Origin of the sequence: Ruminococcus sp. J1101004sp1_RTP21198st1_B9_RTP21198_201120 (assembly GCF_040924245.1) — a bacterium.
Classification (GTDB): Bacteria; Bacillota; Clostridia; order Lachnospirales; family Lachnospiraceae; genus Blautia_A; species Blautia_A faecis.
Window position 1 is genome coordinate 13,404 of sequence record NZ_JBCOMI010000005.1, and the last position, 22,164, is coordinate 35,567.

18 protein-coding genes and 2 pseudogenes are annotated in these 22,164 nt (G+C 44.1%); 3 read left to right on the forward strand and 17 right to left on the reverse strand.

What is annotated here, in order from left to right:
- Positions 1-2: 2 nt before the first annotated feature.
- The 5 genes from AB5618_RS04365 to AB5618_RS04385 all read right to left on the reverse strand — a co-directional run bounded on the left by AB5618_RS04365 (position 3) and on the right by AB5618_RS04385 (position 4,231).
- Positions 3-746, reverse strand: coding sequence for an ABC transporter ATP-binding protein (locus AB5618_RS04365; protein ID WP_148461592.1), 744 nt, complete (start codon positions 744-746; stop codon positions 3-5).
- Positions 747-759: 13 nt separating this feature from the next.
- Positions 760-1,515, reverse strand: coding sequence for an ABC transporter ATP-binding protein (locus AB5618_RS04370; RefSeq protein WP_148461591.1), 756 nt, complete (start codon positions 1,513-1,515; stop codon positions 760-762).
- The gene (locus AB5618_RS04375; protein WP_148461590.1) at positions 1,491-2,270 is read right to left on the reverse strand and encodes an ABC transporter permease; all 780 of its coding nucleotides are present in this window, start codon (positions 2,268-2,270) and stop codon (positions 1,491-1,493) included. The genes AB5618_RS04370 and AB5618_RS04375 overlap by 25 nt, the downstream gene beginning before the upstream one ends.
- Positions 2,263-3,057 carry an ABC transporter permease gene (locus AB5618_RS04380; RefSeq protein ID WP_148461589.1) on the reverse strand — a complete coding sequence of 265 codons (795 nt, stop codon included), beginning with the start codon at positions 3,055-3,057 and terminating at the stop codon, positions 2,263-2,265. Before AB5618_RS04380 ends, AB5618_RS04375 begins: the two co-directional genes overlap by 8 nt.
- A 94-nt stretch (positions 3,058-3,151) precedes the next feature.
- A complete protein-coding gene (locus AB5618_RS04385; RefSeq protein ID WP_148461588.1) occupies positions 3,152-4,231 on the reverse strand; it encodes an ABC transporter substrate-binding protein in 1,080 nt (359 codons plus the stop codon).
- Positions 4,232-4,551: 320 nt separating this feature from the next.
- Between AB5618_RS04385 and AB5618_RS04390 the strand changes: the two genes are divergently transcribed.
- Together AB5618_RS04390 and AB5618_RS04395 are read left to right on the forward strand one after the other, a co-directional pair.
- Positions 4,552-5,763: an ROK family transcriptional regulator gene (locus AB5618_RS04390; RefSeq protein ID WP_148461587.1), complete on the forward strand. Its 1,212-nt coding sequence runs from the start codon at positions 4,552-4,554 to the stop codon at positions 5,761-5,763.
- 247 nt (positions 5,764-6,010) lie between these two features.
- Positions 6,011-7,813: an alpha-amylase family glycosyl hydrolase gene (locus tag AB5618_RS04395; RefSeq protein ID WP_148461586.1), complete on the forward strand. Its 1,803-nt coding sequence runs from the start codon at positions 6,011-6,013 to the stop codon at positions 7,811-7,813.
- Between the two features lie 132 nt (positions 7,814-7,945).
- Here AB5618_RS04395 and AB5618_RS04400 read toward each other — a convergent pair whose 3' ends face one another.
- The gene (locus tag AB5618_RS04400) at positions 7,946-8,629 is read right to left on the reverse strand and encodes a DNA alkylation repair protein (RefSeq protein WP_148461585.1); all 684 of its coding nucleotides are present in this window, start codon (positions 8,627-8,629) and stop codon (positions 7,946-7,948) included.
- A 156-nt stretch (positions 8,630-8,785) separates the two neighbouring features.
- Complete coding sequence (locus AB5618_RS04405; protein WP_118583740.1) at positions 8,786-9,085, reverse strand: hypothetical protein; 300 nt, start codon at positions 9,083-9,085, stop codon at positions 8,786-8,788.
- A gap of 227 nt (positions 9,086-9,312) precedes the next feature.
- Between AB5618_RS04405 and AB5618_RS04410 the strand changes: the two are divergent.
- A pseudogene (locus tag AB5618_RS04410) lies at positions 9,313-9,390 on the forward strand (DUF6783 domain-containing protein); the annotation flags it as partial.
- Here the strand turns inward: AB5618_RS04410 and AB5618_RS04415 are convergent.
- From AB5618_RS04415 to AB5618_RS04460, 10 genes and pseudogenes are all read right to left on the reverse strand, one after another.
- Positions 9,355-9,435: pseudogene (locus AB5618_RS04415) on the reverse strand (DUF6783 domain-containing protein); the annotation flags it as partial. The pseudogenes AB5618_RS04410 and AB5618_RS04415 overlap by 36 nt on opposite strands.
- 182 nt (positions 9,436-9,617) lie before the next feature.
- Positions 9,618-12,953: an ATP-binding protein gene (locus AB5618_RS04420; protein WP_173734756.1), complete on the reverse strand. Its 3,336-nt coding sequence runs from the start codon at positions 12,951-12,953 to the stop codon at positions 9,618-9,620.
- Positions 12,922-13,539, reverse strand: a complete 618-nt coding sequence (locus AB5618_RS04425; protein WP_173734757.1) for a DUF4194 domain-containing protein — start codon at positions 13,537-13,539, stop codon at positions 12,922-12,924. The genes AB5618_RS04420 and AB5618_RS04425 overlap by 32 nt, the downstream gene beginning before the upstream one ends.
- On the reverse strand, positions 13,499-14,917 hold the full coding sequence (locus tag AB5618_RS04430) for a Wadjet anti-phage system protein JetA family protein (protein ID WP_368366523.1): 1,419 nt from the start codon (positions 14,915-14,917) through the stop codon (positions 13,499-13,501). The genes AB5618_RS04425 and AB5618_RS04430 overlap by 41 nt, the downstream gene beginning before the upstream one ends.
- Positions 14,918-15,266: 349 nt before the next feature.
- Positions 15,267-16,067: a TraX family protein gene (locus AB5618_RS04435; protein WP_368366524.1), complete on the reverse strand. Its 801-nt coding sequence runs from the start codon at positions 16,065-16,067 to the stop codon at positions 15,267-15,269.
- Complete coding sequence (locus AB5618_RS04440; RefSeq protein WP_195589235.1) at positions 16,064-18,616, reverse strand: transglutaminase domain-containing protein; 2,553 nt, start codon at positions 18,614-18,616, stop codon at positions 16,064-16,066. Before AB5618_RS04440 ends, AB5618_RS04435 begins: the two co-directional genes overlap by 4 nt.
- A gap of 183 nt (positions 18,617-18,799) precedes the next feature.
- On the reverse strand, positions 18,800-19,192 hold the full coding sequence (locus AB5618_RS04445) for a DUF6483 family protein (RefSeq protein WP_148461579.1): 393 nt from the start codon (positions 19,190-19,192) through the stop codon (positions 18,800-18,802).
- Between the two features lie 162 nt (positions 19,193-19,354).
- Positions 19,355-19,963 carry an AAA family ATPase gene (locus tag AB5618_RS04450; protein ID WP_148461578.1) on the reverse strand — a complete coding sequence of 203 codons (609 nt, stop codon included), beginning with the start codon at positions 19,961-19,963 and terminating at the stop codon, positions 19,355-19,357.
- A gap of 168 nt (positions 19,964-20,131) precedes the next feature.
- Positions 20,132-21,484: an SLC13 family permease gene (locus AB5618_RS04455; protein ID WP_148461577.1), complete on the reverse strand. Its 1,353-nt coding sequence runs from the start codon at positions 21,482-21,484 to the stop codon at positions 20,132-20,134.
- Positions 21,485-21,701: 217 nt separating this feature from the next.
- The gene (locus AB5618_RS04460; RefSeq protein ID WP_173717209.1) at positions 21,702-22,103 is read right to left on the reverse strand and encodes a hypothetical protein; all 402 of its coding nucleotides are present in this window, start codon (positions 22,101-22,103) and stop codon (positions 21,702-21,704) included.
- Positions 22,104-22,164 lie beyond the last annotated feature (61 nt).

The following is a 22,164-nucleotide window of genomic DNA, read 5'->3' on the forward strand; positions in this document are numbered from 1 at the left end:
AATTACCACCACTTAATCTGTTTTGTTACATACTCTCTCAGTTCGATAAATTCCGGAGATGCAATGTCTCTCGGTCTTGGAAGGTCGATGATCTTCTCTTCCTTAATAGTTGTAGGTTTCTGAGATAAGATCAGGCACTTCTCAGACAGGTAAACAGCCTCTTCAATGTTATGAGTAATGAAAAGTACTGTACTTCCTGTTTTCTGCCACAGCTTGATAACCTGATCCTCAAGGTAATAACGTACCTTGATATCCATCTGTGCATAAGGCTCATCCATCAGAAGCAGGTCTGGATGAAGTGCGAAGCTTCTTCCGATTACAACACGCTGCTCAAGAGAAGCACTCAGTTCTCGTGGATAGGATTTCAGAACCTCTGTAAGTCCTAAGGATTCCGCAATTTCTTTTGTTCTCTCTTCGATTGTTTTCTGGTCTACTTTCTTTATTTTCAGGCCGTACTGAAGATTTTCTTCTACAGTCAGCCATGGATATGCAGATGGCTCCTGGAAAACAAAGGCGATATTGTGTTTCTTCGGGTCTGCCGGCTCTCCGTCGATTAAGATCTGTCCTGATGTTGGCTCGATCAGTTTTACCAGAAGGTTCAGGAATGTAGTTTTTCCACATCCTGTAGGACCTACAATACAAACGAAGTCTCCCTTCTTTACGTTAAATGAAATATCATTCAGTACAAGAAGATCACCGAACTTCTTTGTCAATCCTACTACTTTTACTTTTGTATCATCACTCATTTTCTGCCCTCCGTTAAATATCCAGATCTGTATTGTCTACGATCTCATTTCTATATTCCAGGAAAGCTTTATCTGTATAGCTTCTCGGACGAGGCAGATCTACTACGTATTCTTTCTTGATTTCTGCCGGTCTTGAAGAAAGAAGCAGGATTCTGTCACCAAGATAAAGAGCTTCCTCTACGTTGTTTGTTACAAAGATAATTGTCTTTTTATTCTTTTCCCAGATTTTGATGATCTCATCTTCCATCTGGTATCTTGTCTGTGCATCCAAAGCTCCGAATGGCTCATCCAGAAGAAGGATATCGGATTCAGATGCATAGGCTCTTGCGATTCCAACACGCTGTTTCATACCACCGGAAAGCTGTTTCGGAAGAGAATTCTCAAATCCTTTCAGTCCAACCAGATTGATGTATTCCTGAGCTTTTTCCTGACGTACTTTTTTGTCAACGCCTTTTAACTTCTGGCTCATCTCTACGTTTCCCATAACTGTTTTCCATGGGAACAGAGCGTATTTCTGGAATACCATTCCAAGGTCGCCCATCTTCGGTCTTCCACCTGCAAATTCAATGGTTCCGGATGTTTGTTTCTCCAGATTTGCAAGGATGTTCAGAAGAACTGTTTTTCCACAACGGCCTGGTCCAAGAAGAACAAGGAACTCGTTTTCATGTACTTCAAAGGACAGGTTGTTTAATACTTCCACTTGTTTATCTCTTGTCTCATATACTTTGGAGACATTTTTTAACTCTATTTTGTTTTTGAGAACTGCCATGGACAAAGCACTCCTTCCAGTTTACTTAAAATTGTAGACAGAAGCATACTGACAATTCCGATTACCAGCATACATACAACGATGAGCGCTGTATCACCAGATTCCTGTCCACGTACGATCAGGAAACCAACTCCCTGTTTCGCAACGATCATCTCAGCTGCAACTACACACATCCATCCACTTGATAAAGCAGTTCTGATACCAGCCAGGATTGCCGGAACAGTTGCAGGAAGTGTGATCTCAAGTAAGATCTGTCTTCTGTTTGCTCCCAGTACCTTACCGGCACTTACAAGCAGCGGATCGATTTCTTTAATTCCTGAATAAGTATTCAGAACAATCGGAACAAATGAACCAATAAATACAATGATGATCTTTGATGTCTCACCAATTCCAAACCATAAGATGATAAGCGGAATCCATGCGATTGGCGGGATAGGACGGAGCATTTCAAAGATTGGGTCAACAACTGCATTGAAGGTTTTGCTCCAGCCAAGGCCTACACCAAGTCCAACTCCAAGAACGATAGCAAAGAAGAATGCGATCAGAACTCGTCTTAAACTTACCCAGATATGTACTGGCAGGATTGCCTGTGAAATTGGGTTTGTCATAATGTTCAGGAATTTTTCCCAGGTGGCCAGCGGTGTAGGGATCATACTGTTCTCAGCGCTTGATAACCACACCCATGCCAGGATAAAGATTCCTATTGAAACAACCGGCAGTACATAATACCATTTTTTCGTCTCTTTACTATCCATTGTCTCTGTACCTCCATGGTGCTACTTTCTTTTCAAACAATCCCAGGATTCCATTGAGCATGGCTCCTGTTAAACCAATCGTAAACATACCAACAATAATGATGTCCGGACGGATAATGGTACGGCCCATCTGGATCATGTAACCAAGGCCACGGATGGAAGCAAGCATCTCTGCTGCTACCAGTGTTGTCCAGGATGCGTTCAGGGATAAGCGGATTCCGGTGAAAACCATATTCATGGAAGATGGGATACATACTGTGGTAAATATCTTCCAGTCACTGGCCCCGAAGGTTTTCGCCACATTTATCAACGTGGCATCCGTTAGCCTGATTCCTAAGTAGGAGTTGATAACATTTGGTACGAAAGCAGCTACAAAGATAATGAATACTTTTGCAGACATTCCGATACCCATTGTAAGGATTACAATCGGGATCCATGCGATCGGAGGGATTGGTCGGATAATTTCAAATAATGGGTTCAGCAGGAAATCTGCCACTTTGTAATATCCCATGATCCATCCCAGTGGAACACCGATTATAGTTGCGATAATAAAACTTGTAAGAGCAAGCTTTAAGCTCTGGAAGAAATGCTGTGGAAGTGTGGAACCATCTGGATTTGCATTTGTCAGTTTATATATAAACGTCTCCACAACTTCTGACGGAGCATTCAATGATCTGTGTGAAACCCAGCCAAGCCGCACAGCGGCTTCCCAGACTCCAAAAAATATAACAAGTCCCAGAATACTGAGCATTCTGTATTTCATCTTTCCATTAGAACGTTTATTCATATGTTTATATCCCAATCACCTTTCCGATGTTTATAAGTAATGCCGGCATAAAAACAGTTTCTGTTCTCATACCGGCAATACACGTCTACAGAAATTACTCCATAGAAATACCTTTTTCCTCTGCTATTGCACGAATGAATTCGCCATCAACAAAACCGTTTTCTTTTAATGTAGTCATGTCATCGTCTGTGTAGGTTCCCTGATCGATAAAGAACTGAACGATCTTATTAACAACTTCATCAGCTTTTGTATTTCCAGCTTCGCCTTTGAAGTATTCAACATTCTCTTCCAGAGTAGGAAGTGGTCTGTCCTCTACGAAACGTCTTGCTAGTTCCTCATCTGTGTCAATTCCGTTATCCAGCTGCATCTGAAGCAGATATTCACTCTGGGTATCGATATCGTCTTTGTATTTTCCGGAAATTTCGTAATAATTCTTAACCCATGCATAAACTGCATCCCAGTTTTCTTCGATTGCCTGCTCGGAAGCAACGAGAACGGTTGGCATTGTCTCGCCGGAAGCCTCACCGCTGGAAGCTTTTACCCAGCCTTCTTCCTCAGCCTGATAGGACTGTGGATCCCAAAGAGCTACGATGTCGCCCTGGCCAGCTTTGAATGCGGTGTATGCGGATGGAACATCCATGTGTACGATACTTACATCGTTCTGGGTAAGTCCCATAGCACTTAAGGTTGCGATCAGCATATAGTGAGCACTTGTTTGTGTTGGGCAAAGGATTGTTTTGCCTTTCCATGTGTCTGCATTTCCAAGGATGTCCGGATATCCTTCAACCTCTCCTGAAATCGCTGCGATGTCACTGTCTGCACGTACCCAGTAGTCAACGGAAACTGTATCATCAACACTGAATCCTACGATCTTAGCGTTGTAAGCGATTCCTGCTGCGATTGCCGGCGGTGTTCCACAAGCTCCTGCATCCCACTCGTTAGCTCCAAGTGCCTCGTTCTGGGTGTTTCCTGATGAGAACCACAGGATTTCTGTGTTAAGTCCGTTCTCCTCAAAGATTCCTTCCTCTTCCCCAATGTAAGATGGTAGTGCGTGGCTGTAGGGCTGATGGCTTAATGTAATGGAAAGATCATCAGCGGATACAACGGTGGCAGCCCCCACTGTCATGACCGTTGTTAAAATTGTTGCTACAACCTTCTTTGCTGTTTTGTTCATAAAATACCTCCTTCATTTTGTTTACTGAATATGTGTACGTTTTATTAATCAACTTTGTTAATTAATATGGTTGTATCATACTATATCGTTATTCATTTGTCAATCTGTACAATTATACATATATTTTGATTTGTTTTTGTGCATTTTGTCATTCAATAATATGACTAATTTGGATTTTCCCATTTTTTCCCTTGCATTATATAGATATATCTCGTATAATTACAGTAAGCATTTTTATTTAATTAAGAATCTTAACTATTCAAATAATTAAGATTCTTTATAAATGCATTCCATAAGACAGGAAGGAGCATTCGTACCGTATGAATAATATCAATTCTGCGTTCCTTGAGACAAAAGCAAATAACCGCCTGAATGCGCTGCGGCTGCTTTTCGCCAACGAATCCCTTTCCCGCACGGAAATAGCCAGTTTTCTCGGAATATCAACAGCGGCAGTGACATCTATAGTAAACGAGTTTTTAGAAAGTGGTCTTATCATACAGTGTGAAGAAAGTGTAGATTCTCCTAATAAGAAGGCGGGACGCAAACAAAGCCCATTAAAGATTAATTATGACTGGAAGTACATCGTCTGCTTTGACATACATCCGGCATCTGTTAATATCGCCATTACCAACCTTCACGGAAAGCTCATTGTGGAAGAGCCTTTTACATTTTCTTCTAATTGGAATAAGAAGGAGTTCTGCTCAGAGCTTGCCAAGGAGTGTATCAAGATTTTGTGGAATCATTCTATCCATTTGAATCAGATCCTGGGTGCCGGTGTTTCTGTGATCGGACCGGTAAACCACCTGGAGGGAATTGCCCTTCACCCTTATCGTGTTTTTGAGGGGCCGGTTCCTTTTAAGGAACTGCTGGAGAATGAACTTCCATTTCCTATTACTGTGGAGAGCAATGTTTGTGCCTTTCTCCAGAGTGAGCTTCTTTATAGAACGAATATTGAGAACGCACAGAATATCCTGATGCTGAAGTGGGGACCTGGAGTGGGTTCTGCTACTGCGATCAACGGACATATTTACAAGGGATATAATTATCAGTCTTCTGAGATTGGGCATAATCACTTTGCCAAGGGAAAAGGAGCGAAATGTATCTGTGGACGGAATGGATGTCTGGAGACTTTGATTTCTGAGGCGGCGATTATTGATCACATTAAAGAGCTGATGCACTCTGAGAATGGGAAGGATATTCTGGAATTTTCCAAAACTGTGGGAGAGCCTTGCTCTGCCAATCTGGAGAGTTATCTGAATCATCCCAATCAGGAGCTTCGGGAGTATGTTTCCAAGTGCTCTTTTGATCTTGCAGAAGTGACCAACAATGCCATTCTTATCCTGGCACCGGATAAGCTGGTGCTTTTTGGGGATATTTTCGAGCACGATTCTATTGTGTCTCTTTTTACCGAACAGTTAGTTGAAATAAACTCCACCCTGCCGGAACAGTTCTGCGTGAAGAGCACCTTCCGAAAAAAGAAAAAATATATCGGGTCTACGGCCATTGCTGTAGAGAACTTTTTGCTTTCCTAAAAGTGTGGAAATGGGAATCCACCGAACCGGCAGTGTTTCCGGGACGGTGGATTTTTTGCGTGGTGCCCCATGTGCCGAGGGCTCCGCCCGCTCTTACTCCTTGGGGCGGTGGGGCTTCGCCCCACGGGATTAGCGCAGCGTCGGGTTTTGGGTGGATTTCAATTTTATATGGAATAAGCTCCTAAAATCTGCTATTATAGAAGACGTTGAATGTACAAATTTATTTTAAACGACAGAGGTGTTAGACATGAGTTGGTATAACGAGGCAGTTTTTTATCACATTTATCCACTGGGTTTGACGGGGGCGCCGAAGCAGAATGAGTATGGGGAGCCTGTGCATAGGCTGAATACGCTTCTTCCGTGGATCGATCATATTAAAGAAATCGGGTGCACCGCTTTATATATAGGTCCTTTATTTGAAAGTGTGGGACATGGTTATGAGACTACTGATTACAGGAAGCTTGACTCCCGTCTGGGTGACAACGAGGATCTGAAGAATTTCGTTGCAACCTGCCATGAAAAAGGGATCAAGGTTATCTTCGATGGCGTATTCAACCACACCGGACGTGACTTTTTCGCATTTAAAGATATTCAGGAGAAGCGACAGAATTCACCTTATGTAAACTGGTACTGTAATGTGAACTTCTCTGGAAATACCGAATACAACGATGGTTTTTCCTATGAAAACTGGGGCGGATATAATCTTCTGGTAAAATTAAACCAGCGCAATCCTGATGTGCAGAACTACATCTGCGATGTGATCCGTTTCTGGGTTTCTGAATTTGATGTGGATGGTATCCGTCTTGACGCTGCGGACGTTCTGGACTTTGATTTTATGAAACAGTTGCGCCGCACCGCTGAGGAAGTGAAACCGGATTTTTGGCTGATGGGCGAAGTTATCCACGGCGATTACAGCCGCTGGGTAAATGGCAGCACCCTTCACAGTGTTACAAATTATGCACTTCACAAGGCTCTTTACAGCGGACACAATGACCATAACTATTTTGAGATCGCGCACACTGTAAAATATCTGCAGAACATGGGCGACCTTGATCTTTATAATTTCGTGGACAACCATGATGTAGAACGAATTTACACCAAACTTTCCAATAAGGCGCATTTTGCTCCAGTTCATGTGCTTCTCTACACCCTTCCGGGAGTTCCAAGTATTTATTATGGTTCTGAATTTGGAATTGAGGGACGTAAGGAAAGAACCTCAGATGACAGCTTAAGACCAGCCTTAAATCTTGCTGATTATGCTGACGCAGTGGAGAAAAATCCTTGCACAGCTCTTATTGCTGCTCTTGGAAAAGTCCGCCAGAATACACCGGCTCTTAATTATGGAAGCTATGCAGAGCTTATGCTCACCAACCGCCAGTATGCTTTTGCCCGTGACCTGGATGGGGTGCGTGTGATCGTCACTGTAAATAATGATGACAATGCCGCTTCTATGGATCTGGCTGCTGGAAATGCAGCTGAGTATGTAGGTACTCTGACCGGTGAAAAAGTTTCTGTAGAAAATGGACGCATTCATGTAACCGTTGCCGGAAACAGCGGCAATATCTGGGTTCCGACTGGGGATATGCCAGAGTATAAGCCGGTAGAGATGAATGCAAAGGCACCGGAAACTACTAATACAACAGTTAAGGCTGACAACGCAGACCAGACAAAAGAGGAAGCTGCTGCCACTGTCGCAGAGCAAAATACAACTCCGATCTCTCAGGCACTGAAAAATGCTGCGAATACGGACAGCATAAAGGAAACGGTTGCGACTACTGTAGGTAACTCTGATTGCACCGCAAATGCTTCTGAAAAAGCAGCTGATGGTACAACATCTAATACTACTACCGCATCCGAACCAGCCTCCGAAAAATCTCAGATAACCGTAGACTGGTCCAAGTCCCCAGAGGACATGACCGTAGAAGAGCTTCAAGCCGGAATCCTTGCGAAAATGGCAAACAATGGTCCGGTAACCGACCAGATGAAGAAAACCGTTTATGACAATATCTGGCATGATTCCCTGGTGAACTGGCTGAAGAGCTTCCGCTGATTTGCGGCAGCCACCAGGATCTTATGCCTGCATAAATACAAAACGCCAGAATGAAATTCGCTTTACCGCATGATAAAGCTTTTCATTCTGGCGTTTTTTATTTCTCAGTCTCTAAACCATAAAATCCTATTTTTAACGGTAGCCTTTCAAATATTCCTTCTGTTCAGACGTAATCCGATAGCTTTCCACTGCCTTCTGGATAGTCTTTTTATGTACCCAGTCCGACAGTCTGTGCTGCTCAATATAAGGTACTGCAGCATCCCATTGCTTGGCCAGAGCGGTGGCAAAATACCAGGCAATCATCATGTTTACATAATATTCCTGTGATTGTACGCCAGCTGCCATTTCAAGATACTCCGGGGAAAAATCCTCGTCCAGAAAAAGGCGCATAAGCATGCCGATCCCGTAGCGAATAGTGTAGGTTTCAGTGGAGGCGATCCACTTCCGGACCTCTTCTAATACTGCTTTTTTGTTCTTACGGAAACACTTTGGCTCTGGGAAATCACAGGTGGCCCAGTTGTCGATATAGGGCAGGAATCGCTGTACTTCTTCCATACATTTCGGATAGTCCTTTATCCCAGTGATCAGCATCATATGAAGGTTATTTTCCTCATAAAACTGGTGAGGAAGCTGCTGCAAAAAGTCCTCTAATTCCGGAGTACCGGCGAATACTTTTGCAAAATTCCGAAGCACAGGAGTACGGATTCCAATAATCTTTTCCTTGGCTGTTTCGGGCATTAATTTGCTGTGGAAATCCCGATATTTTATATCCTGTAATTCGAATAACTGCTTCTGCAATTCCGTTAATTCTGCCATACATACTCCCTTTTTTTCAGCCTATAACAGACATTTTCCTCTAATCTTCAACGAAATTGAGGTTTTCAACTGTCGTCTTTTTAATTTACATAACATTTTACATAATGCTTTTGACTTATCTGAAACACTTATAGTTGATGTCAATTTGAGCAAATTCTATTCTGCTTTCTCTGCTGCCTCCAGGCTTGCCATCAGAAGCTCATAGAAGTCATCTTCCCCCTCCAGCTTCGGGGAGTTTTCTCCACCGCCATTGGTACTGCGGCGCATGGTGGCATAGAAGTCTTCTCCGGCAGATACCAGGTCCATTTCATACAATTCATAACCAAGTTCCCTGCATAATCTGCAAAAAACAGTGAGAGGATCCTTTTCCAAACGGGTTGCCAGAAGCTTTCTTCGAAGTTCACCATCTTTCAGTGCATCACCTTGCAGACGGTCCAGAATTTCCAATGTTGTCATATGCGGTACCTCCTTTTTTGCAGCTATGCTCACAGAAGGCTGTTGTGAACTCTACTCACCACTCAAAAGCATTCTTATCAGACATGCTGGCATTCCTGTTCCAGCTTCAGCTGTGTTATTTTCATATATTTTAATACCTCAGCTATCTGTGCGCAACTGTTAATTTCAGGATTCATCTGCAATCCAGCAGGTTTTCTAGAGCGTGTTTAAAAAAGGCTTTCTGCAAGATGTGCGTCACAATTTGTGGGAGATTTCGCCCGGATGAGGGCGCCGTAGCGGGCTACGGCAACCGAATTCGGGTGAAATCTCCCGCAAAGTGGGGCGTGCAGATTGCGGGAATGATTTTTCAAACACGCTCTAATACCAGTTAGTACATCGAAAATTAAGTATCTGCTATATTGACGCAGGATGATTTCTTCATATGCAAGGCGGAGAAAGGAGGCGTAGCGGTGGCTACGGCGACCGACGACAACGCAGCAGATGAAAAATCAGACAAGTCAATATGGCAGTTACTTAATATTCGATGTACTAGTCATACTGCATTGTGATATTCCTCCACATAACTCTGCTTCTGATCTGTCATTACTAGCATCACTTCATCCATAGCCGGGCCGATATACTGGATCTTATCTGGAGGAGCGGCGATAATAAGCTGTAATGGAAGGCGTCTCAGGAATTCCAAAACGCCGCCGATTCTTTCATCATCCATGTTATTAAAGGCCTCATCAAAGAGCACCAGTCCAGCTGCCTCGCCACCAATATTATTGCTGTAAAGCTGCACAAAAGAGGCTGCCACTGTCACATAAAACGGGGTCTGTGTCTCACCGCCGCTCTTCTCTTCACATACCTTGGAATAGTAAGAATAGGTGCCGTCATTATGAATGATCTTAATGTCATAATCCATGTAAGTACGGTAATCCGTAAACTCGTCAAGAGCCTGTGCACTGTTATCTCCACTTACCGAAAGCTGTTCAAACAGCTCCTCGATTACATCTTTATGAGCCTCATGGAAGATTCCCGAAAATAGGGATTCGCCTTGTGTCACATTGAAATCATCCATGATCATTTCATAATAATTGCGGTATTTTTTACTTGGCATAAACTGGAATTCATAGCGTTCACTGCTAAAATCAATGCCCTTTAACGCCTTGTTCAGTTCCTTAAATTCCCCCTGGGCAAGCTTCATATTCTCCTGTAATTTCGCCAGAAACTGCTCATGAAATTCTGTTTCTGCCGCTTTATGGGCAGACTGTACTTTCTCCTCATAATCAAGAAGTTCAGAGTTTTTCAAACGTTCATATACCGCCTCAAATTCAGGAAAACCATCCAGACTGGCAGCTGCACCAAAATCATGCTCGGTCTTATACTCCACCATGGCATTTATCATATTGTCTTTGGCAATCTGACATCTCTCACTGTTATATTTTCTCTTATTAGAAGGCAGTTTATAAAAATATTCACTTTGAAACTGCTCAATTGATCTTACTCCCAGAGCCTCCTTATATTCCCGATTCCAGCTATTTAAACGTTCTCCCGCATCTGCTGCAAGAGTGGTTACCTCACTCTTTCCGGTAATCTGTTTTTCCAGAAGTGTCTGTTTTCTGGCAACCAAATCCTGGATCCGGGCACGCATTCCACCGATTTTTTCCGTGTCGGAGCTGATGGTGTAATCCAATCCCCTAAGCATTTTTTCCAGCTCATCCAGCTGCAGCTGCTTCTGGATCAGGGTGGAATTTTCTTTCAGTTTTCGTATATTTTCCTCACATTTATCAATGGATTTATTTAACATACGAAGGGTAGCGATCACATCCAGACGGTACTTAATATCCACGTCACTTTCTGTAGAAAGAAGTCCCAGAATCTCTTTTGTGTCAGACAGCTTTTTCTCCTGATTTTCCATTGTTTCACTAAGCTTCTGAAATTCTTCTTCAGCCTGTGCCAGCTGTACGGTAAAAGCATTTTTGCCGATAAACGGCACACGAAATACCTCTGGTTTGATGGCACTTGCCACACAGTTCTGATATCTCATACAGCCCTTTGTGATAGAAACAGAATACTTTTTCAGGTCTTCGTAACGCTCGCACATCTGTACTTTTCCAAGGAGCATGTTGCTGTACTGACGGGCATATTTGTTCTGGGATGTGACTACTTCTGCCAGAGTTCCAGCAGGCGCAGTGTCGTATTTTTCCAGATCTTTCGTGTTGATCAGACCTACTCCGTAAACCTTTTTCTCTCTTCGAAGACGGTCATAAATACCAAGTGCAATATCGAAGTTCTCCGGTTCTACAAGCACATAAAAACGCTGCGTATTCAGATACCCCTCTATTGCGTTTCGCCATTCCTCATCCTTAATTTCCAGCATTTCGCAGAGCACTCCAGGCTGGATTTCTCTTCCAATACCCGCAAATTCTTCCTGTACAGACTCCACAAGAAGCTCTACTCCAGATGGATAAGTCAGCTTTTTGCGTTTCAGTTTATTGATCTTTTTGCTTAATTTCTCCCATTCTGTCTGGTTCTGATTCAGCCGGATCTTCAGCTGCGCCTGCTCTTCCTGCAGTTCTCCATAGCGCATCTGTTTGAAATGGATTACATCATCTGTAAGGCTCTTTATTTCTGTTACATTGATATCACCATCCAGAGTTTGAAGTTTTTTCCGGTATTCACGGATACAGGAAGCGAAATCTACGCCAGTTTCATTTTCTGCATTTGCAGACTGACTCATTTCGGTAGAAACTGCTGCAGAATATCTGGAAGTGTTCCCTGCCCCCATAGTCTGCAATAAACTCTCGCAGTCCCTGGCCGCCTGAGCCACGCTCTTCTTCAATTCCGTCTCCTCATTCAGAGCTTCCTGTCTCTTATCCCGAAGCCTTTTCAGCTCTTTTTTCTCCTCTTCCAAAGCTACAAATTCCTGGTTATGGCGCAGTTCTACACGGATATTTGTGGCAATTTCCTGCTTTTCAGAGCGCTCTTTCTGAAGCATTTCCAGCTGGGTTTTCGCCTGGGAAAGACGGATTTCTTCGTTCTTTCTGGCAGTTTCCAGATTGGAAAGCTGTCCTTCCACAAGCTCCAGCTCACTACGTTTCAGGAAATACTCGTACATCCTGTCCTTTTCAATACGCTCCTGTACACGCTGGTACAATTCCTGTATTTTTTTCAGTTTTTTCATGCGTTTTTTCACGTTATCAAGGGTACGTTCCATATCCTGATAAGTACGCACATTCTCCCGAAGTACATCAATATTGACTTCTTTTTCATCCAGCACGTAAGAGTAAACAAAGTCCTTAATATCGTCGATTGGCTTAAATGCAAGCGCTTTTGGAATCAGACGGAAAAACTTATCTTCAATCCTTCCAAGTCTTGCTGTGACCATTCTACGGGCTTCTACATTGGTCTTGCACCACTGGCGGATATCAATGTTGGAACCACGGAATTCTGCAATGGATTTCACCTGGTTTCCGTACAGGAAAAGATCATCTGAGATCCTGGTATTCTCCATCAGATACCGCACTGTAGTCTCCTGGCCCTCAGAAGCAGAGTCCACAACAGCACCGATAATGAAATATTTATCCTTGCTTTCCTCATAAAATTCCAGGGCAACATGAGCGCTGATCTCACCGGTACGCTCATAAGGCTGGTTTTCCTTTCCTGTTTTACAACGGATATATCCGGTAAGCCTTCGCTTGCCATTCTCGTGGGCCGCCTTATTAAAATAACCGGTGGAACAGATGATCACAAACTGGATTGCGTCCAGAAGAGTGGATTTTCCAGCGCCGTTTTCACCAGATAAAAGAGTGGAATCTCCAAACTCTATGGTACAGTTATTAAACCTGTGCCAGTTAATCAGCTTCATCCTCGTCAGTTTCTTCATCGCTTTCGTTTCTTCCCTTTCTGTATGTCTCAAGTTTCTCATATGTTGCCTTAATGTCTTCTGCACGTACCACCATCAGAATGGAGTCGTAAATCAGAACACGAGATTCTTCATCTCCCATATCCTTATCCAGAAGCTCCACGATCTGATATCTTCGGAACAGGCTCAGGGCATTTCGCATGGTGGTTTTGTCGATTAATCTGTCACGGATATTAAGACTCACAAACTTATCCTGAATGTCTCCAAGGTTTACGATTACTTCCTCTATTGCGGAAAGCTCACGCTTCTTTTCATCGTAAAGGATTCGCAGGATCAGAAGTACAATGGAATCATAAAGCTTCAGATTCATCCGGTTATACCCTCTCGGACTGGTCAGCTGAATCACTCCATATTCCTCGTTTATCTCAAGACGATAGCCAAGAACGCCCAGATATTCTTTAAATTCTTTCCTGTATTTCAGCACAAAATAATAATCTGCTTTGGTATTCTGGTTTCCTTTGCACAAAAAGCAGGTTCCCAGAAGACGGTTGCAAACCCTGCTGAAATTATCCTTTTCTCTTTGCAGCATTCCTTCCAGATATTCCATTTTCTCTCCTCCGTATCCGAAAATCTTTAAAACGGTAGCCGTTTACTTCCCGTTCTTCCAGCGTTTCTATTACATATCCCATATTTTTGCGCTGACCGTAAAGGCGCACATAAATCAGTTTGATAAAATCCTCTTCATTATTGAGAGGAAGCTGGCTTGCTTCCAGCTCATCCTTTTCCGCCAGATAACGGTTTACGTAGTTCTGAATTTTCTCTACACTAATCACTTTCCGGATCTTTTCTGCCATCTTTCTCATTTTCTCACGGCGAAGCTCTTCGTCTGGTTCCTCACTCTCCAGACTGGAGGGGATGAATTCCTTTTTGCCTTCTACTGCCAGATACAGAGAACTTTGTTCCAGAATAGAGCACTGGTAAATACGCACCAGATCATCCAGAAAATCAATGCGGTAGATTCCCCCAAGATCCATATTTTCCCGGTTGATTTCTTCATTAATTCCCATGAGTATTTCTTTCAGCTGCCCCCGCACATCTTCATTTCCTGCCAGGAGAAATTTGGCACGGTTGATGGCAGCTCGCTGGTACTGGGTATTTTTCTGGTTGATTTCCTGAAGAATCTCGTCCATATTGCGGAAAGCCTCAATAATTTCGTGAAGATAACGGTAGGTCAATTCCCGCCCCTCTTCCTCGGAAACCTCCCGGATAGCTGCAATCTCTGCAGATGCCTTTTCCAGAAATTCCTCATTGTGGCTTCTTTTCTCCAGGCACTGCATAATTTCCGGACGAAACTTGGAAACATTGTCAGAAGTCAACAGGCGGTGGTAGGCTTTGTCTACAATATTGGTAATGTAGTCGTTAAACAGTGCATCCATAATCTGGGCAACCGTGCTGTGTCTGGTAAGGTCATCAATGTAGTGTTTGATGTTGGAATTGAGGTTTTTCAGACCAGTGATCAGGTAGTCAGTGTTTTCCCAGATCTGCATGAGCACGATACCCGGCTTATCCATGGTGCCTTTTACCAGACTGTAGATGGTATAAATGTACCCCTGGTATTCAATTTGTTTCCCATCTGCGATATCCAGGAGTGTTTTGATTATTTTCACAGCGTATTCCTTGAAGTTTACACGCTGTACGTAGCTTTTGTCTGTTTCCACTTCGATCCAGCCGTAGTATTCCAGGCGGCGCAAAATGCCGTTAGCCCGGCTTCGGCTGTCATCAGCCTGGAATTCTTCTTCCACCAGCTGGGCCGCATTTTCCTGTCCAAAATAAAATTCCAGCTCGTCTACCAGCACTTCTCTTTCCACGCCAAAGGAGAACTGGTGTTCCATAATGGCAAAAAGGCGGCTGATACATTCCCAGTATACAATTCGGTTTGGAGAAGATAATGGGACAAAAAAGTTGTCGGGGATTATGTGAAACATAGGGGTGTCCTTTCTTTAAACGTAAAACAAGGGACAAACTGCTTTGTCCCTGAAATCTTTCTTTATTTTAGCATAGCCGGTTTTATTGTACAAGGTTTTCTCAGTTGCTATTTAGTGTGTTGAAAAGTTCCAGCCGACACACAGCATTTGGGCAATGTGTATTACTCCAGCGAGCCATTTCAGGCGCGCTCTTAGCGTAAGCGAAATCCAGCGCTTACGGAGACTTATGCGTGAGGGCTCTCCCGAACGCATTAGTCGCAGTTAGCGATTAGTTCGCTGCAGCGTTGCGCCGGCGAGTGAGTAATACACATTGTCCAAATGCGTCCCTCCTGAAGAACTTTTCAACCCACTAAATAGCAATTCTCAATATACCTAATATTAGCAAATGTGCCGGATAAAAAATGTAGAAGAACCACTTAGAAAAGGTTCGATGTTTTTCGGAGCGCTTTCCGTTGTAGAGATAGATGATGCAAAGTGCTGAGAGCAAAATTCCGGCGGTGGCGCCGAGGGACTGGATAACAGCCCTGGCAGGAGTGGTCTGCTCCATGTTTTCTACAAGGTTTAACAGACCAAAGAACAGCATTGCCTTTCCGAAAACCTTCCATAAAAGTTTTTTTCGTTCAGGATTCTGGCCGCCAGCCAGATGGCTTTTCTGATCAGCATTCCGGCCGCCGGCTGGCAGCATTTTCCCCTGTGCATCCCGGAGGCCACCGCTTGCGAACCAGTAGGTGAAGATGGGGGCAAGAAGGGCCCAGTCACTGTAGGCGGAGGCAAATACCAGGCCCAAGATGCAGAGTATCCGCCGGGTTCCTGAAGGGATTTTTTCCATTGCATAGAGAATCAGGAAGCACAGGAAAAGAGTGAATAGCATGTTCATACTTACGAAACTGATAGTTCCTTCTTCTGTAAATGCAAGACAGAAGGGAATTTCGGAGATCAGGGCAAACAGCAGAAGCCGTTTGCCGTATTTCTCTTTGGAGCGGGTGTAGCCGTAGCCTTCTACCAGAAAGTAGCACATGGTGATAGCGGTAAAATAACCCACGTCCACCATCACCTCAAAAAGGAAGGTACCTGGTTCCAGGAAAACGTTTGCAATATGGTTTAATAGCATGGTAAACATGGCTGCATATTTAATCTGGTCCCGGTTCATGCCTCAAAAATCCTCATCAGCATATCCGCCATACCCACAGAGTATCCAGCTGCTGCAAAAATGCCCTGGCAAGGGCCTTCGGTAATGACCATAAGCGGCAGCTTCTCGGAATCTACGTACATGCGGCGGGCGGTCATTTCCTTGTCCTTGCCGAAATCGTGGAAGTACACCTGAATTTCAGGGAACAGTTCCAGACATTTCACCATAGTAGCATTCTTTAAAGAATCTTTACTGCGAAGGATAAATATAACCTGCTTTTGGATTTTTTCATATTTTTCTTTCAAATCCATCATTTCATTGAGGATGTGCTCGGTAGGCTCGCGGCCCTCTTCTAACCAGAAGAGAATATTGCGCGCAACCAGACTATTCTCCCGTTTGGCAGCGTCTCCAAAGGCTACAGCCGCATCCAGCCCTTCGTCTGCCTTGCAAGGAACATCTATGTGCTCTGCATCAGACAGTTCGCAGCGCCTTCTTCCCGTCAATTCAGACACCAGCACCTGATTTCCAGCCCGATCGGTCAGCTTGGAATCCGGAATGGAATGACGGTTGAACATTTCCTCCAGACAATACTCCCGAAGCTCCAGTTCCACCCGCTTCGTCTCATCTTTTTCAATATGAAAATCGTATCTTTTTCCCAGAATGTTTCCATTTGGCAGACGGTTTCCAGTCAGGATCCGGTAATCTCCCGGCATAATATCCAATTCCAGTTTTCCAGCTTCCCACTTGCGGTCGCTGAAATCCAGGGTAAGGTATCCTCTTCCGTCTGTCACCGCAATGGTCCAGTTCTGGAAATAATTCCAGTCCCCTTTTTCCCCGGCGAAGACTGTAAGATGGGATTCCTTCCGGCTCTCTTCCAATACTGCTACAAACCTCATTCCATCCCAATATTCAATAGCTCCATCAGCAGGATTCAGACGTGCCGGGATTCCCAGGGTTCTGGCGATTGCCACGAAAAGCACCTTGTGGGATTTCTCTCCGGCAATTCCAAGCTCCAGTGCTGCACCAGGAGTGGTGTATGCAGTCAGGCGCTCTTTGTCATTGCGGACTGAAATGTTCTCTTCGATCCAGGTCCAGATGCTCTTGGGATCCGCTTCAAAAGCATCCCTCTGCCCCTTGTCAAAATAGCCCAGGATCTTCTTCCTCCACCTGGTAAGGACCTCATTTTCCACGCGGGGATTCCATACATATGGAATGTAAATCTCATCTGGATTAAATTCGCGATAAACCGAGGCCTCCTGATAATGGCCCTCCAGCACTTCTGGAAAAGCATCCCTTCTGTCTTTCTCAGACAAAACAGCCATCATAGGCTCCACTTCCTTCATGGTATGTCCAAAAAGGCAGCGCTTCCACAGCGGCTGGAATTTCTCAATCTTACGGCGGCAGTGTTCTGCCTCAGCGGCAATCCGGTGATTATTCTCTTCTTCCTGTTCTTGGGTAATATTCCATCTTATTCTGCCGGTATCCTCCGGTGCATTCATGTCAAAATCCACCCAAAGCTCATCCTCATATTCCTCACCAAGAGTACAGGTAAAATGGTCGTCCTCTCTTGTGTCGATTACCTTTTCCCCGTAAGCACCATCATAAACAGCACAGATCAGCAGGCTTCCAAAACCGGTTTCAAAGGAAATACAGCCATTTTTGTCTGCTTCCATTATTGCAATCGGGGAAAATTCCCCATAGTTCATTACCTCAGCCCGTACTTTTGCCCCAGCAGCCGGAGTTCCATCCAGATCTTCCACTGTAATAGTGATCCACCTGGTTTTGGCATATTTACCAAGAAGATTGATGATCCGGTTCATTCCGTCTTTTCCGATCACTTTTTCGTCTGGCATAGCGCGGTCATACCATCTGGAGCCGATCATCATGGCCCTGGATGCTGCATTGGTAAACCAGCCCTTGTCCAGAACAGCTTCTGGCTCGCAAGCTCCCAGATAATGCCAGTCGCCATCGCACCAGACCTCTACCCAGGCGTGGTTGTCATCACAGTGGGACCATCTCGGCACATACACTGGTCTTGCAGGGATTCCGGCACTTCGCATTACATTTACCACAAAGACGGCTTCCTCACCACAGCGGCCTACACCGCTTCTGTAAATTTCCAGTGCGGAGCCGGTACGCATGTCCGTTCCCTGGTACATCACTTCTCCCGCACACCAGTGATTGATTTCCAGTGCAGCTTCCACCATGGCCTTCCCCTGGACCTTATCCTTTATTTTTTTCCAGAAATAGGTACGGCATGGTTTGATTTCTTCATCATTTGTCCGATGAAAAAGCACGTAATTCAGGAAATAAAGCTCTGGATAATTCTTTACATAAGGGGAATTTTCCCAGAGATAGATTCCCTGCTGCACATAATCCAGATAAGTGTCAAAGGTATAGTTTCCCACATCGCTGTAGGGCATATTGCTGTACAGATATTTCATTCCGATCACAATATCAGGACTTAGTGCTTCCATTCTCTTCTTTATCTCTTCCGCTTTTCCTGGCAGTTCCCTGGAAAAATCTTCAAAGTCTTTTTCTATCCGGTCTCTGTTTTTTTCAAGAAACATCTTATAATCTCCTCATCATTTTAAGCGTGATCACAATTTCACTCTAAACGGACATGCCGCCTGTCGGCGACATCTCCATATAGGAAAGTCAGCTGTTCCACGCCTATGGCGCTCCCACTTGGCAAAAATACTTTTGGGCGCAGACTTAATAAAATCGCAGTATTTCATATATCACAAGAGATTCTATTTTATATCAAGCATATTTATAATATTTCCATATCCAGCATCTTCTGCCAGCTGCTGGATCCCATCCCTTATTTCCTCCAGGGAATAGTTGTGCGCTTCCAGAAATTCATCCCCTTTGGATGCAGCATATTCGTAGAAAAACATAGCTTCTGCCAGAGCTTCTTTGTCAGCGTAATCGATCCGGTCAAGAAGTTCGTTCTCTGCCTCGTTGATCTCGCCTCTGTCCACCATGGTTTTCATATGGTGAAGCTTGTCTCCGGAAATCTGATATTTGGATTCTACCGGCAATTCCACCTGGACATATTTTTTCCCAAGCATGACGCTGGCAAGGACACGGGCAATCTCTTTGATCATACGCATAATGTAGTCTTTTTCGTCATCAGTGAACATAAATTTTCCTCCTGGATAAATGAGAGTTCGTGGCTTTAGGGTAGCACCTTCCCAACATCAGAACTATTTCTGACTACTCTTACTGACTGCGGCCACAAAAACCACAAAGGTTCCGCCCTGACACTTGTATGCGTCCTGGCAGAACCTTTGTCATTAAGCTTATTATTTCATTTTTGATATCCTTTTGTCAATATAAGATGAAAGAAATTCAACGCTTCCCTCCACGCCAAGAGTGCTGCTGTTCAGACTCAGATCATAGGTATGGGAATCTGACCATTTGGAATTGCAATGACTGTCGTGGTATTTCTTTCTCTTTCTGTCTTTCTCTTTGATAAAGCGCTCAGCTTCTTTATCGGTTTTTCCATAAAGACGGGCTACACGGGCAATTTTCTGATCCATGTCTCCAATAATGAAGATGGAAATCAGGCCCTCATAATCCTTCAGGATTGTCTCAGAGCAACGTCCTACAACTACAAAGGATTCTCCTTTTTCAGCCTTTTCCCGAAGAAAATTGAACTGCATCATAGCAACGTTGTCTGCCGGAGAACTGCTCATTCCTTTCACTGTGCGGTAAAGAAATTTGTTGTGCTTCATCTCGTCAAAGATTTCCAGCTCTTCTGGATTTACGTTATGGCTGTCTGCCACCTCGCGTAAAAGATTGTGATCGTATAAAGAAAGTCCATAGCGCTTGGCGATTCGCTCTGCAATTTCATGGCCTGCGCTTCCGAACTCTCGTCCGATGGAAATGATCACCTGTTTTTGTGTTTTCATGGTATCCTCCCTTCTAACCAGAGAAATCCGCTCTTGTTTCACGGATTTTTCCGGATAAAATGCCGTTAAAAGCGGGCAAGACCAACTGTCAGTTATTCATGGCATGCCAGATCTTTGGCACTGCTTTTTCTCTGATAATTGACAGTTCTACACTTCCCCCTTATGGCATTATAAATATCTAGCATAAATCATCAGCATGGAAACGAGGACAACCAGGATCGTGGCAGGTGCCATTGCCTTGCAGTATTTTCCCCATTTGATCATGTGACCGCTCTTGGCTGCTGTTGCGATACCGACTACGTTTGCAGAAGCTCCGATCGGGGTTGCACTTCCGCCGATGTCAGTACCCATTGCAAGAGCCCATGCCAGAATGGAAATATCAACTCCCTGTGCGGCTGCCAGACTGTCAATAACCGGGATCATGGTAGCTGCAAACGGAATGTTATCAATAAATGCACTTGCGATAGCAGATACCCAGATAATGATGGCGATCATTACCATCAGGTTTCCGCCGCTGACTTTTCCAATAAATCCAGCCAGGATCGTAAGGATACCGGTCTGCTCCAGACCGCCAACAACTACGAAAAGTCCTACGAAGAACAGCAGTGTCTTGTAATCAACCTTTTTCAGAAGGTCCAAAGCATCTTTTCCGGAAGTGATCAGTGTCACTGCTGCGATAAATACACCGATACAGGATACGGTAAGCCCTGTCTGGGAATGTGTTACCAGAAGGACAACAGCGCAGAGGAAGATCACACAGCTGATGGTGAAACCCTTCTTGCTTACAATCGCTTCTTCCGGATCCGGTAACGTAGACGGATCAATTTTTCCCGCATTTTCGGTAAGCTCTTTGCGGAAAATAAAGTAAAAATAGATTACAACCAGCACCAGTGCGATCACCGCGATAAGACCTGTGTTTGTCACGAAATCTGCAAAGGAAAATCCAAGTGATGTTCCAATGATAATGTTCGGCGGATCTCCGCACATGGTAGCGGATCCACCAAGGTTGGCGCAGAAGATCTCTGCAAGGATCATTGGTACCGGATTAAATTTCAGCAGCTGTGACAGTTCTACGGTAACCGCTGCAAGGAACAGGATTACGGTGATACTATCGATAAACATAGCAAGTACAAAGGACAGGAGCATAAATGTGATAAAGATCGGGATAATCTGGTATTTAACCAGTTTCGCGATCTTCATGCATAACCAGCGGAAAAATCCGGAGTTTGCCATGCCTTCTACCATGATCATCATACCAGCGATGAACACGATAGTTTCCCAGTTGATTCCAGCAGAAGCTTCGCTTGCTTCACCTGCTGTGTGCCAGAATCCCGGTGAAAAAATACTATGTATGTTCAGTGTTTCAATAATTGCTGAGGGGCTGTGCATACAGATTCCAAATACAAGAATCAATGTAAGGAGCGCACATCCCAGCGTAACAATATGTCTTTCCCATACTTCTGTGATGATCAGAATGAACATCGCCAGGAAAATTACTACTGCAAAAATCTGTGCTATCATTTCTTTCCTCCATGACTGTCAAACCATGCCATCCAGATGCCGACAGCAATGGCTGCAACAATCATTACTCCTATAAAAATATTAAGTAACATATAGTGTCATACCTCCAATCATATACGTTTGTTTACATGGAAAATAATTGCTCTCCACTGCAATGCTTTACTCATAATGAAAACACTTGCAGCAATCAGCAATATTAAACAATGGTATATGATCTTCAGTGTTTCTGTCCATCCTGATGATGGATGTAACAGATAATAAACCGTCTGCCGTCAGCATCATTTCTGGTCAGCAGACGTTTCTTTGCTTTATAAAATACGGTATTCGCCAGCAGAACTGCCAACATGATGAGCACCACAATTTCCACGCCTGACCTGTGGCGAAGGCGCTGGTCCGCCTCCAGCCTTACAGACACCTGCCGAAGTCCTGTCAGTTCTTCTGCACTTGTCCGGGTGCTTCTGGAAAGCTCTGGTGAAATCAAAGAAGCTGAGGCCGGTTTCAGATCGTAAACATGCATAATGCTCTTCGCTTCCATGCCTGCAAAAAGCACACACAAAACCGCAACTGCCACACTGAAAAACAGGCAGACAAGCCGGTTCGCACATTCGTTTTTTTTCACTTGGCCTCACCTCGATACCTACAAAAATTCGTTTTTATAATAGCAGATTTTATAAGGTTTT